This window comes from Mycobacterium sp. NGS66, assembly GCF_059812225.1.
Genome location: NZ_JCALCG010000005.1, coordinates 138,064 through 151,761, shown reverse-complemented (window position 1 = coordinate 151,761; position 13,698 = coordinate 138,064). Strand labels below are relative to the sequence as shown.

Below are 13,698 nucleotides of genomic sequence, written 5' to 3'. Positions count from 1 at the left end.
TGATATCCCGATGAAGCGCCAGCCAGCTCCAAAGGTGGTCGCAATCAGCGGTGCCGCCCGCGGAATCGGGCTCGCGACCGCGAAAGCCTTTGCGGCCCAAGGCGCGAGCGTCGCGATCGGCGACATCGACATCGACCTGGCAAAGCAGTCAGCGGCAAGCGTGCCAGGTGCTGCGATCGCGCTGCCGCTCGACGTGACCGCCCCGGACTCGTTCGCCGCATTCCTCGCCGACGCCGAGGCGCAGTTCGGACCGATCGACGTGCTGGTGAACAACGCCGGCGTGATGCTCACCGGCGACTTCCTCGACGAGCAGCGGGCGACCGCCGAAAAGATGATCGCGGTCAACCTCGGCGGCGTCATCACCGGCGCGCAGCTGGCGGCCAGGAACTTCGTCAAGCGGGGCAGCGGCCACATCGTGAACGTCGCATCGATGGCAGGCGCCGCGGGCTTCCCCGGCGTCGCGACGTACTGCGGCACCAAGTTCGGCGTCGTCGGGTTCACCTTGGCGTTGCGAGAAGAACTGGCGCCCACCGGGATCCGGGTTTCTGCCGTGCTACCGGGGATCGTCCACACCGAGCTCTCGGCGGGACTGCAGCTCCCGGCGGCTCTCGAGAAATTTGGATCGGTGGAGCCCTCCGACATCGCGGACGCGGTAGTGCGTGCCGTCCAGCGCAACAAGGCACTGACGTACGCGCCCGGGCGCCTCGGAATTGCGCTGCGCACCGCGAACGCGATTCCCGAACGGCCGCGTCGCGCCCTGCACCGATGGATGCATACCGAGCGGCTCTACTTGAACGTCGACCAAGCCACCCGCGACGCCTACCACGCTCGGGCTAACGGCGCGCCCAGCGCATCGTGAGCATCCTCGCGCAACTCACCGACCACACACCGCCAGGCCGCGGTGAATTACATGTATTGACAGCACCGTTCACCGGTGCGCCGCTGACGCGGATTCCGCAGTGCACCGTGGCTGATATCGAATCCGCCTTTGCCAGGGCGAGATCCGCTCAGCCCCAGTGGGCACGCCGGCCGGTCTCCGAACGCCGGGCACTGATCGTGCGTCTCCTGAATCTTCTGCAAAAGGACCGGGTCGCTTTCTTCGACCTCCTGCAGACCGAGGGTGGGAAGGCCCGGATCGACGCCTGCTCCGATTACGGCGAGATGATCCTCAGCGGAAGCTGGTGCGCGCGGCACGCAGAGCGCCTCCTGAAGCCCGGCCACCACAGCGGGGCGCTCCCAGGCCTGACCGCAACGACCGAGATCCGGCATCCGAAAGGTGTCATCGTCGTGATCGCGCCGTGGAACGCGCCGATGGGGATCGGTGGCGGCGACAGCATCCCAGCGCTGTTGGCCGGAAATGCGGTGATCCTCAAACCGGACAACCAAACTGCGCTATCCACCCTGTTCCTGCAACGCACAGCTGTCGCGGCCGGAATCCCCGCCGACATCTTCCAAGTCGTGCTCGGCGATCCCGCCGAGATCGGTGACGCGCTGATCGGGGGCGCCGACTATGTCGCCTTCACCGGATCTACCGCGACAGGTCGTAAGATCGCCGCCCGCGCCGGCGAGCACTTGATCGGATGTTCACTCGAACTCGGCGGCAAGAACCCGATGATCGTGCTGCCGGACGCCGACCTGCGGCGCGCCGCATCGGCCCTGCCGCGAGCCAGTTTCGCCAACGCGGGCCAGATTTGTCTGACGACGGAACGACTGTACGTGCACTCGTCGATATTCGAGGAGTTCGTCGAGCTAGCCTGCCGCAAGACGCGGGCGATGCGGCTGGGTCCGTCGCTGGACTTCGCAGCCGATATGGGTTCGCTCACCACTGCCGCGGGCCTGAAACGGACAACCGACTACGTCGAGCAGGCGACGGCATCCGGTGCACAAATCCATGTCGGCGGGCGTGCACGAGCAGACCTCGGTCCGTTGTTCTACGAACCCACCATCCTGTCGGGCGTCACCGCCGCTGCCGACCTGCACACCCAAGAAGTTTTCGGCCCGGTTGTCTCCGTCTACCGTTTCGACACCGAAGACGAAGCAATTGACCTGGCGAACTCCACCGAATACGGACTCTCGGCGAGCTTGTGGACCCGTGACACCAAACAGGGTGTCAAAATGGCTGCCCGCTTAGAAGCCGGAGCAGTCAACATCAATGATGCGTACACGGCGGCCTTCGCATCCCACGCCGCCCCGTCGGGCGGTATGAAGGCTTCCGGACTCGGCCGGCGGCACGGCGACGCCGGACTTCTGCGATACACCGAGCCGCAAGCCGTTGCGGTGCAACGACTTACCTCACCTGACAGCAGGCTGGGATTACCTCGCGGGGTGCACGGCCGACTGATGGGCGCGGCAATAGGCGCGCTCAAGCATGTGCCGCGCTGATCCGCGACGCGCGTGCGCGCGGCGGCTGTCCCACCCGGTCGTTGGTCGCGCACGGCCAAGATGCACACTGGGCCCAGGTCTCTAGCTTCTCCAGCGGTTCGGAAGGGCGTCATGGCTAAAAGCGGGTCCAACAAGGTTTACGTCGTCGGCGTCGGCATGACGAAGTTCGAGAAGCCCGGCCGTCGCGAGGGGTGGGACTACCCGCAGATGGCCAAGGAGTCCGGCACCAAAGCGCTCGAGGACGCCGGGATCGACTACACCGAGATCGAGCAGGGCTACGTGGGCTACGTCGCGGGCGACTCCACCAGCGGGCAGCGCGCCCTCTACGAGCTCGGCATGACCGGCATCCCGATTGTCAACGTCAACAACAACTGCTCCACCGGCTCTACGGCGCTATACCTGGGCGCGCAGGCGATCCGCGGCGGACTGGCCGACTGCGTGCTGGCGCTGGGCTTCGAGAAGATGCAGCCCGGATCGCTCAGCGGCGGCGCCACCGACCGGGAATCGCCGATGGGCAGGCACGTCGCGGCGCTGGCCGAGATCGACGAGTTCGCTTTTCCGGTGGCCCCGTGGATGTTCGGGGCGGCCGGCCGCGAGCACATGAAGAAATACGGCACCACCGCAGAGCACTTCGCGAAGATCGGCTTGAAGAACCACAAGCACTCCGTCAACAACCCGTACGCGCAGTTCCAGGAGGAGTACACCCTCGACGACATCCTGGCCGCGAAGATGATCTCCGACCCGCTCACCAAGTTGCAATGCTCACCCACCTCCGACGGCTCGGCGGCGGTGGTGCTCGCCAGTGCGGATTACGTCGCAACGCACAATCTCGCGGCGCAGGCCGTCGAGATCGTCGGACAGGCGATGACCACGGACTTCGCGTCAACTTTCGACGGCAGCGCCCGCAACATCATCGGCTACGACATGAACGTGCAAGCGGCTTAACAGGTTTACCAGCAGTCCGGGCTGGGCCCGGAGGACTTCCAGGTGATCGAGCTGCACGACTGCTTCTCGGCCAACGAGCTGTTGCTCTACGAGGCGCTGGGCCTATGCGGAGAAGGCGAGGCGCCCAAGCTGGTTGATGACAATCAGACCACCTACGGCGGTCGCTGGGTGGTGAATCCGTCGGGCGGGCTGATCTCCAAGGGACACCCGCTGGGCGCAACTGGCTTGGCCCAGTGCTCCGAGCTGACCTGGCAACTGCGTGGCACCGCCGACAAACGCCAGGTGGACAACGTGACCGCGGCCCTACAGCACAACATCGGCCTGGGCGGCGCCGCCGTCGTCACCGCCTACCAGCGGGCCGAGCGCTGAAATGTTCGAGTGGTCCGAAACCGACCTGGTGGTGCGCGGCGCCGTTCGCCAGTTCATCGACAAGGAGATCCGCCCGCATCTGGACGAGCTGGAAACCGGTCAGCTCTCGCCGTATCCGATCGCCCGAAAGCTGTTCAGCCAGTTCGGTCTTGATGCGATGGCTGCCGAGGCGGTCAAGTCGATGCTGGAGCGGGAGCGGGCCGGCGCTGCCGGTGATGGGCAGGACCAAAATCGCGGCAGCTCGGGCGGACTGGCTGGTCAGGCTTCGATGGTCGCGATGCTGGTCTCCGAACTGGCCGGGGTCAGCATCGGCTTGCTGAGCACGGTGTCGGTCAGCCTGGGCCTGGGCGCGGGGACCATCATGAGTCGCGGCACGCTGGCCCAAAAGGAACGCTGGCTGCCCGAGCTGATGACGCTGGAAAAGATTGCGGCGTGGGCGATCACGGAGCCGGACTCCGGCTCGGACGCGTTCGGCGGCATGAAGACTCACGTCAAGCGCGACGGCGAGGATTACATCCTCAACGGCCAGAAGACGTTTATCACCAACGGGCCCTTCGCCGACGTTCTCGTCGTCTACGCCAAGCTCGATGACGGGACCCGTCGGTGGACAAGCGCAACCGGCCGGTGCTGATCTTCGTGCTGGACGCCGGCATGCCCGGCCTGACCCAGGGCAAGCCGTTCAAAAAGATGGGCATGATGTCCTCGCCGACCGGCGAACTGTTCTTCGACAATGTGCGGCTGAGCCCGGACCGGCTGCTCGGCGAGAACCAACGCCATGACGTGGACGGCCGCGAGAGTGCCCGGGACAACTTCGCCACCGAGCGCATCGGGATCGCCATGATGGCGCTGGGCATCATCAACGAATGTCACCGGCTGTGCGTGGATTACGCGAAGACGCGCACGCTGTGGGGCAAGAACATCGGGCAATTCCAACTGATCCAACTCAAGCTGGCCAAGATGGAAATCGCCCGAATGAACGTGCAGAACATGGTATTTCACACCATCGAGCGGCAGCAGGCCGGCAAACCGCTGACGTTGGCCGAGGCGTCGGCAATCAAGCTGTATTCCTCCGAGGCCGCCACCGACGTCGCGATGGAGGCCGTGCAACTGTTCGGCGGCAACGGCTACATGGCCGAGTACCGGGTGGAGCAGCTGGCCAGGGATGCCAAATCGCTGATGATCTACGCGGGCAGCAACGAGATCCAGGTGACCCACATCGCCAAAGGCCTGCTGAGTTAGCGGCGATCGCAAGCGCGGCGGAGCCGGGCGCGCTGCGGTTCCCCGGCTTTGGCTGTGAATCCTTGGATTCGGTTGTGAAGTCTTGGATTTGGTTGTGAAGTGGGGGTGAGAATTCGCGCCGATTTCCGCCCTACGCTCACACCGAAAGCCGTCAGTTCACGCCGAAATCCGTGAGTTCACAACGAAATCCGTGAGTTCACAACGAACGCCCAGTACCTCTGCGGAAGGGAGCCCAATCTTGGAACGGGCCGAAAACTCGCCGCAGCAAGCGCGCAAGGCGGGGTTAGGCGACCACCCAGATCGCCCGGGCGGCCGGGCTGCCCAGCTCGACGGTGGTCTGGGCGCCGTCGGCCGACTCGATCGCCACCGAGATCATGCCGGCGAACTCGCGGCGGGTCAGCACCCGGAACTGCGAGTCCAAACTGATCCCGACGCTCGCGAAATAGCGCAGCATTTCCGGGTCGGCATCGGAGATTCGGGCCACCGTCCCGGTGTCACCGTCATCGCAGGCCCACAGCTGCCGGGCCGGCGGTGTCGGCACCTGTCCGTCGGTGGCGGGGATGGGGTCGCCGTGCGGATCGCGCCGCGGAAACCCAAGCTTCGCGTCGATGCGGGCCATCAGCCGATCCGAGACCGCGTGTTCGAGCACCTCGGCCTCGTCGTGCACCTCGTCCCAGCCGTAGCCGAGCTCGTTGACCAGAAACGTCTCCAGCAGCCGGTGCCGGCGCACCATCGCCAGCGCCGCTCGCCGCCCCGCATCGGTCAGGGTCACCGCGCCGTACTTCTCATGGTTGACCAGGCCCTGCTCGGCGAGCTTGCGGATGGACTCCGAGGCCGTGCTGGCCGACACGCCGATTTTCTCGGCCAGCATCTTCGTGCTGACCTTGTCGACCGACCACTCCTGCGCCGTCCAGATGACCTTCAGATAGTCCTGGGCAACCGCGGTAAGACCGCCAGGCTCTTCCTCAGCCTTCACAACCAACGAGTCTAGGGCCAACGAAACTGCAGTGACGGTCCGTCCGACGGCGTTGTCGGCGCCCTCACCGCAGTCTGAGCGCCCTCAGCGCAGGATCGGGCGGCGACGTGCAACCGGGGATCCGGCACGCCTTCGACCTGGACCCGTAGGCTTGCGATCGTGCAGCGGTGGCGCGGCCAGGACGAGATCCCGACGGACTGGGGCAGATGTGTGCTCACCATCGGGGTATTCGACGGCGTCCACCGCGGCCACGCCGAATTGATTGCGCATGCGGTCAAAGCAGGCCGCGCCCGTAATGTGCCGACCGTCTTGATGACCTTCGACCCGCATCCCATGGAAGTGGTCTACCCAGGCAGCCATCCGGCGCAGCTGACGACGTTGACGCGGCGCGCCGAGCTGGTCGAAGAACTGGGTATCGACGTGTTCCTGGTGATGCCGTTCACCACGGACTTCATGAAGCTCACGCCCGAACGCTACGTACACGAACTGCTGGTGGAGAACCTGCATGTGGTCGAGGTCGTGGTGGGCGAGAACTTCACCTTCGGCAAAAAGGCCGCGGGCAACGTCGACACCCTGCGCAAGGCCGGCGAACGATTCGGGTTCGCGGTGGAGTCGATGTCGTTGCTGTCCGAGCACCACAGCAACGAGACCGTGACGTTCTCGTCCACCTACATCAGATCCTGCGTGGACGCCGGCGATGTGATCGCCGCAGCCGAGGCGCTGGGTCGCCCGCACCGGGTGGAAGGCGTCGTCGTCCGCGGCTACGGCCGGGGCGCCCAGCTGGGCTTTCCGACCGCGAACGTGGCGCCGCCGATGTATTCGGCCATCCCGGCCGACGGCGTGTATGCGGCGTGGTTCACCGTGCTGGGGCAGGGTCCGGCGACCGGCGGCGTCGTCCCGGGTGAGCGCTATCCGGCGGCGGTGTCCGTCGGAACCAACCCGACCTTTTCCGGGCGCACCCGCACCGTCGAGGCCTTTGTCCTGGACACCGACGCCGACCTGTACGGCCAGCACGTGGCGCTGGACTTCGCCGCGCGCATCCGCGGCCAACGCAAGTTCGATTCGGTGGACGACCTCGTCGCGGAAATCGCCAGGGACACCGAGCGCACCCGGGCGCTGCTAGCTGCGGGTTAACGCCGCTCGCTGGTGCGCTGCTAAACTGCCCGACGACATCGGCGCGTGCTGCGGTTCGCGGTGGCCGCGCCGTCAAATCCCTGATCGCGGACCACTTGATGGAGATAATTCGTGGCGCTTACAGCCGAGCAAAAGAAAGAAATCCTGGGCACCTACGGCCTGCATGACACCGACACGGGGTCGCCGGAGGCCCAGGTCGCGCTGCTGACCAAGCGGATCGCCGACCTGACCGAGCACCTCAAGGTGCACAAGCACGACCATCACTCCCGGCGGGGGTTGCTGCTGTTGGTGGGGCGGCGGCGTCGGCTGCTCAAGTACGTGTCGCAGATCGACGTGGAGCGCTACCGTTCGCTGGTGGAGCGGTTGGGTCTGCGTCGCTGACGCCGCAGACCCTCTAGACCTGCGCGTTAGCCCGTGTAGAGTGAGAGCGTTCTGGACCGGCTCGGTCCAGCAAACGGTGCGGTTCACGCAGCTCCGCGTGTGCCGTTCCAGCGTGTCACGTAGGGAGCAGCCCAGTCTGTATCGGGCGGTCTTCGGTAGTGGCTGCCGGGCTCTCCTCATCTGGGGCAGACCGGCCGCTTCGATCGATGGCCGTAGCCGTATTCAGATTTGCTCCTGACGAGCACCCCGTTCGGGTTTCGCATGGACGCGCGAAACAGCTGAATACCCAGAGAGGCCATCCGGACACCTATGTCTGTAGCTGAAATTGAAGAAGGCGTGTTCGAGGCGACCGCCACCATCGACAACGGGAGCTTCGGCACCCGCACCATCCGATTCGAAACCGGGCGCTTGGCCCTGCAGGCCGCCGGCGCCGTGGTCGCCTACCTGGACGAAGACAACATGCTGTTGTCGGCGACAACCGCCAGCAAGAGCCCTAAGGAGCACTTCGACTTCTTCCCGCTGACGGTCGACGTCGAGGAGCGGATGTATGCCGCGGGCCGCATCCCCGGCTCGTTCTTCCGTCGTGAGGGGCGCCCGTCCACCGACGCCATCCTGACCTGCCGGCTGATCGACCGCCCGCTGCGCCCGTCGTTCGTCGACGGCCTGCGCAACGAAATCCAGATCGTCGTCACCATCTTGAGCCTGGATCCCAACGACCTCTACGACGTGCTGGCGATCAACGCCGCATCGGCCTCCACCCAATTGGGCGGCCTGCCGTTCTCCGGCCCCATCGGGGGGGTGCGGGTGGCGCTGATCGACGGCACCTGGGTGGCCTTCCCCACCGTCGAGCAGACCGAGCGGGCCGTCTTCGACATGGTGGTGGCCGGCCGTATCGTCGGCACGGACGATGATGGCAAGCCCGACGTCGCCATCATGATGGTGGAGGCCGAGGCCACCGAGAACGTCATCGAACTGATCGACGGCGGCGCCCAGGCGCCGACGGAAAGCGTTGTGGCGCAAGGCCTCGAGGCGGCCAAGCCGTTCATCGCCGCGCTGTGCACCGCACAGCAGGAGCTTGCCGACGCGGCCGCGAGACCGACGAACGAGTACCCGACGTTCCCCGACTACGGCGAAGACGTCTACTACGCGGTGTCCTCGGCAGCCACCGAGGAGTTGTCGGCGGCGCTGACGATTCCCGGTAAGGCCGAACGCAACGAGCGCACCGAAGAGCTGCGGGCCCAAGTGCTCGAGCGGCTCGCCGGCACGTTCGAGGGCCGCGAAAAAGAGGTCAGCGCCGCATTCCGGTCGCTGACCAAGAAGCTGGTCCGCCAGCGCATCCTCACCGACCATTTCCGCATCGACGGCCGCGGCATCACCGACATCCGCGCGTTGTCCGCGGAGGTCGCCGTCGTCCCGCGGGCGCACGGCAGCGCGCTGTTCGAGCGCGGCGAAACCCAGATCCTCGGCGTGACCACGCTCGACATGGTCAAGATGGCCCAGCAGATCGACTCGCTGGGGCCGGAGACCACCAAACGCTACATGCACCACTACAACTTCCCGCCCTTCTCCACCGGCGAGACCGGCCGTGTCGGCTCGCCCAAACGGCGTGAGATCGGGCACGGCGCGCTGGCCGAGCGGGCGCTGGTCCCGGTGCTGCCCAGCGTCGCGGAATTCCCGTACGCCATCCGGCAGGTGTCGGAGGCCCTGGGCTCCAACGGGTCGACGTCGATGGGGTCGGTCTGCGCTTCCACGCTGGCGTTGCTGAACGCCGGGGTTCCGCTCAAGGCACCGGTGGCGGGCATCGCGATGGGTTTGGTTTCCGACGACGTCGAGGTCGAAGGTGGCGGCGCCGAGCGGCGCTTCGTCACCCTGACCGACATCCTGGGCGCCGAAGACGCCTTCGGCGACATGGACTTCAAGGTCGCCGGCACCAGGGACTTCGTCACCGCGCTGCAACTTGACACCAAACTCGACGGGATTCCGTCGCAGGTGCTCGCCGGTGCGCTCGACCAGGCCCGCGACGCTCGGCTGACCATCTTGGAGGTGATGGCCGAAGCCATCGACAAGCCGGACGAGATGAGCCCGTATGCCCCGCGGGTTACCACCATCAAGGTCCCGGTGGACAAGATCGGCGAGGTGATCGGCCCCAAGGGCAAGGTCATCAACGCCATCACCGAGGAGACCGGCGCGCAGATCTCGATCGAGGACGACGGCACCGTGTTCGTCGGCGCCACCGACGGGCCTTCGGCGCAGGCCGCGATCGACCGGATCAACGCCATCGCCAACCCGCAGTTGCCGACGGTGGGTGAGCGGTTCCTCGGAACCGTGGTCAAGACAACGGATTTCGGCGCTTTTGTGTCGCTGCTGCCCGGCCGTGACGGGCTGGTGCACATCTCCAAACTGGGCAAGGGCAAGCGCATCGCGAAGGTCGAGGACGTCGTCAACGTCGGCGACAAGCTGCGCGTGGAGATCGCCGACATCGACAAGCGCGGCAAGATCTCGCTGGTGCTGGTGGCCGAAGAGATCACCACGGAAACAGCAGACACGACTCCTGCCGATTCGGGTACCGCACCGGCCGATGCCACTAGCTGACCCCGCGACCGACGGGGCGCCGCGCCGCACCACGTTGCCCGGCGGCGTGCGGGTGGTCACCGAACATCTGCCCGGAGTGCGCTCGGCGTCCATCGGGGTGTGGGTGGCGGTCGGATCGCGCGACGAGGGTGCCACGGTGGCCGGAGCGGCGCACTTCCTCGAGCACCTGCTGTTCAAGTCGACACCGACGCGCTCGGCGGTGGACATCGCTCGGGCCATGGACGCCGTCGGCGGCGAGCTGAACGCGTTCACCGCCAAGGAGCACACCTGCTATTACGCGCATGTGCTCGACAGCGACCTGGAACTGGCGGTGGACCTGGTCGCCGACGTGGTGCTCAACGGTCGCTGCGCCGCCGAGGACGTCGAGCTGGAACGCGCCGTCGTCCTCGAGGAAATCGCGATGCGCGACGACGACCCCGAGGATGCGTTGGCCGACATGTTCCTCACGGCGCTCTTCGGTGACCATCCGGTGGGCCGCCCGGTGATCGGCACGGCGCAATCCGTATCCGCCATGACGCGCAACCAGCTCAACTCGTTTCATCTGCGGCGCTACACACCGGAGCGGATGGTTGTCGCGGTGGCCGGCAACGTCGACCACGACGAGGTGGTGGCGCTGGTGCGGGAGTATTTCGGGCCGCGTCTGGTGCGGGGCCGGCGTCCGGTCGCGCCGCGCAAAGGTGCCGGACGGGTGAACGGCGGTCCGCAGTTGAGGCTGGGCAGACGCGACGCCGACCAGATCCATGTGTCGCTGGGCGTGCGCACGCCCGGGCGCGGCTGGGACCACCGCTGGGCGCTGTCGGTGCTGCACACCGCACTCGGCGGTGGCCTGAGTTCCCGGCTGTTCCAAGAGGTTCGCGAATCACGCGGGCTGGCCTACTCGGTGTACTCGGCGCTGGACATGTTCGCCGACACCGGCGCGCTGTCGGTGTATGCCGCCTGTCTGCCCGAGCGTTTCGCCGAGGTCATGCGCGTGACCGGTGACGTGCTTGAATCGGTGGCACGCGACGGCATTACCGAGTCGGAGTGCCGGATCGCCAAGGGTTCGCTGCGCGGCGGCCTGGTGCTCGGCCTGGAGGACTCCAGCTCCCGGATGAGCCGCATCGGCCGCAACGAGTTGAACTACGGCAGGCACCGCACCATCGAACACACCCTGCAGCAGATCGAGGCGGTCACCGTCGACGAGGTCAACGCGGTGGCCCGCCGGCTGCTGGGTGGCCGCTACGGGGCGGCCGTGCTTGGTCCCTACAGCTCCAAACGATCACTGCCGCAACCACTTCGGGCGATGGTAAATTAGCGCGATGGTGCTCGGCTTCTGGGACCTCGCGGTGCCCATCGTGGGCGCTCCCATGGCCGGTGGCCCCGGCGGTCCGGCGCTGGCCGCGGCGGTGTCCAATGCGGGCGGGCTCGGCTTCGTTCCCGCCGGGTACCTGAGTGCGGAGCAGTTCGCCGACGACATCGCCGCCGCACGCGCCGCCACCACCGGACCGCTGGGCGTGAATCTCTTTGTGCCCCAACCCAGTGTCGCCGACTGGGTGCAGCTGGAGTACTACGCCGAGGAGCTGGAGGAAGTCGCCGAGCACTATCAGGTGGAGGTCGGCCGGCCGGAATTCGGTGACGACGACGAGTGGGAAGGCAAGCTCGAGGTAGTGGCCGACCTACGCCCGGAGCTGGTGTCGTTCACCTTCGGTGCGCCGCCACCCGACGTCGTCGCGCGGCTGAGCGCGTTGGGACTTCTGGTAATGGTCACGGTGACATCGGCTTACGAGGCGGGCGTGGCCATCGCCGCGGGCGCGGACAGCCTGGTAGTGCAGGGGCCGGATGCCGGCGGTCATCGGGGCACCTTCGCGCCGGACATGGAGCCCGGTGACGAGTCGCTGCACCAGCTGATCGACCGGATTGGCCACGCCCACCGTGATATTCCGCTCGTCGCGGCGGGCGGCCTGGGCAGTCCCGAGGCCGTCGCGGGCGTGCTGCGCAGGGGAGCGGTGGCCGCGCAAATCGGCACGGCCCTGCTGCTGGCCGACGAAGCCGGCACCAACCCCACCTACCGCGCCGCTTTGAAACATCCGCAATTCACCAATACCGTTGTCACCAAGGCATTCTCGGGCAGGTATGCGCGCGCACTGGAAAATGAGTTCACCCGCTTGCTGGACAATGTGGCGCCGTTGGGCTATCCCGAGGTCAACCAGATGACGGCGCCGATACGGGCGGCCGCGGTCGAGGTGGATGACCCTAACGGCATCAGCTTGTGGGCGGGTACTGCGTATCGGCAGGCGTGCTCTGCGCCCGTCGCCGAGATCGTGGCCAATCTCGCAGCGGGCTAGGCGAGTCGACGGGTTTGACTTGGCGGTTTTAGTGTGAAACGGCGGTTTTCGTTGTGAGGCTGCGGCTTTCGGTGTGAGGCCAGGGCGTGAGTCGGCGAGAATTTCCGCCCTGGCTACACGCGCAAAGCCAACGATTCACGCTCAACGCCAACGATTCACGCTCAACGCCAACGATTCACACCTAACCGCGGTCGCTGAGGATGCTCGCGGGTTCGGTGAACGCCATGCCCAGGTCGGCGGCGACCCGTTCGGACAGCAGCGCGCCGTCGTGGGTCGAAAGCCCTTTGGCCAGAGCGGGATCCGAACGACATGCCGCCTGCCAACCATTGTCGGCAAGCTTGAGCACGTAAGGCATGGTGGCGTTGGTCAGCGCGAAGGTGGACGTTCTGGGGACCGAGCTGGGCATGTTGGTGACGCAGTAGAACAGCGTGTCGTGCACCGCGAAGGTCGGGTCGTCGTGGGTGGTCGGCCGCGAGTCTTCGAAGCAGCCGCCCTGGTCGATCGCGATGTCTACCAGCACTGCACCCGGCCTCATATGTGCGACAAGTGAATTCGTGACCACTGTGGGAGCTTTGGCGCCGGGGACCAAGACGGCTCCGATCACCAGGTCGGCGCGTTTGACGGCATCTTCCAGCTCATAAAGCGAGGAGTACCGGGTGGCGAACATGCCGTACTTGCTGTCCAGTTCCCGAAGCCGGTTGATGTTGATGTCGAACACGGTGACGTCGGCGCCCATCCCTCGGGCGACCCGGGCGGCGTTGTAGCCGGCGTTACCGCCGCCGATCACCACGACCATCGCCGGTTCTACCCCGGGCACCCCGCCCATCAGCAGCCCGCGTCGAGCGGGCGGCCCGGCGTGAGTCCGCATCAGGTGATACGCCCCGACCTGCGCGGAGAGCCGCCCGGCGACTTCGCTCATCGGGGCCAGCAGGGGTAGTGCGCCGTCGGCCGTTTGCACCGTCTCGTAGGCGATTGCTGTTGTCCCGGAAGCCAATAACGCATCGGTGGCGGCGCGGGATGCAGCCAGGTGCAAAAACGTGAACAGTATCTGGCCGCGTCGCAGCAGGGGATACTCGACCGGCATCGGCTCTTTGACCTTGAGCAGCAACTCGGCGTCGGCCCAGACTTCTTCGGCGGCGGTGACCATTTGGGCCCCGGCCGCCTTGAAGTCGGCGTCGGAGATTGCCGAGCCTTCGCCGGCGCCGGCCTGGACGAGTACCTCGTGGCCGCGGTGGGTCAGTTCGGCGACGCCGCCGGGGGTGATGGCGACCCGGAACTCGTTGTTTTTTGTCTCGGTCGGAATGCCGATGCGCATGATTCAAGTGTGAAGAAAGTTCGAGGAGCCCGCAAAGAACG

The 13,698-nt window shown here is 66.3% G+C and carries 9 protein-coding genes and 2 pseudogenes; 9 read left to right on the top strand and 2 right to left on the bottom strand.

Annotation, left to right across the window (positions count from 1 at the left end):
• The first annotated feature begins 10 nt into the window (after positions 1 to 10).
• The 4 genes and pseudogenes from AC5Y2L_RS12405 to AC5Y2L_RS12390 all read left to right on the top strand — a co-directional run bounded on the left by AC5Y2L_RS12405 (position 11) and on the right by AC5Y2L_RS12390 (position 4,935).
• On the top strand, positions 11 to 859 hold the full coding sequence (locus AC5Y2L_RS12405; protein WP_499934764.1) for an SDR family oxidoreductase: 849 nt from the start codon (positions 11 to 13) through the stop codon (positions 857 to 859).
• The gene (locus AC5Y2L_RS12400; protein ID WP_499934763.1) at positions 856 to 2,382 is read left to right on the top strand and encodes a succinic semialdehyde dehydrogenase; all 1,527 of its coding nucleotides are present in this window, start codon (positions 856 to 858) and stop codon (positions 2,380 to 2,382) included. Before AC5Y2L_RS12405 ends, AC5Y2L_RS12400 begins: the two co-directional genes overlap by 4 nt.
• 111 nt (positions 2,383 to 2,493) lie before the next feature.
• Positions 2,494 to 3,696: pseudogene (locus tag AC5Y2L_RS12395) on the top strand (lipid-transfer protein).
• A gap of 1 nt (position 3,697) precedes the next feature.
• Positions 3,698 to 4,935, top strand: a pseudogene (locus tag AC5Y2L_RS12390) (acyl-CoA dehydrogenase family protein).
• A gap of 283 nt (positions 4,936 to 5,218) precedes the next feature.
• Here the strand turns inward: AC5Y2L_RS12390 and mntR are convergent.
• Positions 5,219 to 5,911, bottom strand: coding sequence for a manganese-binding transcriptional regulator MntR (gene mntR, locus AC5Y2L_RS12385; protein ID WP_499934762.1), 693 nt, complete (start codon positions 5,909 to 5,911; stop codon positions 5,219 to 5,221).
• Positions 5,912 to 6,070: 159 nt separating this feature from the next.
• Here mntR and AC5Y2L_RS12380 point away from each other — a divergent pair, with 159 nt between their 5' ends.
• The 5 genes from AC5Y2L_RS12380 (at position 6,071) to AC5Y2L_RS12360 (ending at position 12,342) form a co-directional block, all read left to right on the top strand.
• Complete coding sequence (locus tag AC5Y2L_RS12380; protein ID WP_499934760.1) at positions 6,071 to 7,045, top strand: bifunctional riboflavin kinase/FAD synthetase; 975 nt, start codon at positions 6,071 to 6,073, stop codon at positions 7,043 to 7,045.
• Positions 7,046 to 7,156: 111 nt separating this feature from the next.
• On the top strand, positions 7,157 to 7,426 hold the full coding sequence (rpsO, locus tag AC5Y2L_RS12375) for a 30S ribosomal protein S15 (protein ID WP_067113585.1): 270 nt from the start codon (positions 7,157 to 7,159) through the stop codon (positions 7,424 to 7,426).
• Positions 7,427 to 7,735: 309 nt separating this feature from the next.
• Positions 7,736 to 10,018, top strand: a complete 2,283-nt coding sequence (locus tag AC5Y2L_RS12370) for a polyribonucleotide nucleotidyltransferase (protein ID WP_499934759.1) — start codon at positions 7,736 to 7,738, stop codon at positions 10,016 to 10,018.
• On the top strand, positions 10,005 to 11,312 hold the full coding sequence (locus AC5Y2L_RS12365; protein ID WP_499934757.1) for a M16 family metallopeptidase: 1,308 nt from the start codon (positions 10,005 to 10,007) through the stop codon (positions 11,310 to 11,312). Before AC5Y2L_RS12370 ends, AC5Y2L_RS12365 begins: the two co-directional genes overlap by 14 nt.
• Before the next feature lie 4 nt (positions 11,313 to 11,316).
• Positions 11,317 to 12,342 carry a nitronate monooxygenase gene (locus AC5Y2L_RS12360; protein WP_499934756.1) on the top strand — a complete coding sequence of 342 codons (1,026 nt, stop codon included), beginning with the start codon at positions 11,317 to 11,319 and terminating at the stop codon, positions 12,340 to 12,342.
• Between the two features lie 181 nt (positions 12,343 to 12,523).
• Here the strand turns inward: AC5Y2L_RS12360 and ald are convergent, their stop codons facing one another.
• The gene (ald, locus tag AC5Y2L_RS12355) at positions 12,524 to 13,657 is read right to left on the bottom strand and encodes an alanine dehydrogenase (protein WP_499934755.1); all 1,134 of its coding nucleotides are present in this window, start codon (positions 13,655 to 13,657) and stop codon (positions 12,524 to 12,526) included.
• Positions 13,658 to 13,698 lie beyond the last annotated feature (41 nt).

Bases quoted from the DNA above. Each gene is read 5' to 3' on its own strand.
- AC5Y2L_RS12405 (WP_499934764.1), top strand. From the start codon at position 11: ATGAAGCGCCAGCCAGCTCCAAAGGTGGTCGCAATCAGCGGTGCCGCC.
- AC5Y2L_RS12370 (WP_499934759.1), top strand. From the start codon at position 7,736: ATGTCTGTAGCTGAAATTGAAGAAGGCGTGTTCGAGGCGACCGCCACC.
- AC5Y2L_RS12365 (WP_499934757.1), top strand. From the start codon at position 10,005: ATGCCACTAGCTGACCCCGCGACCGACGGGGCGCCGCGCCGCACCACG.
- AC5Y2L_RS12360 (WP_499934756.1), top strand. From the start codon at position 11,317: ATGGTGCTCGGCTTCTGGGACCTCGCGGTGCCCATCGTGGGCGCTCCC.
- ald (WP_499934755.1), bottom strand. From the start codon at position 13,657: ATGCGCATCGGCATTCCGACCGAGACAAAAAACAACGAGTTCCGGGTC.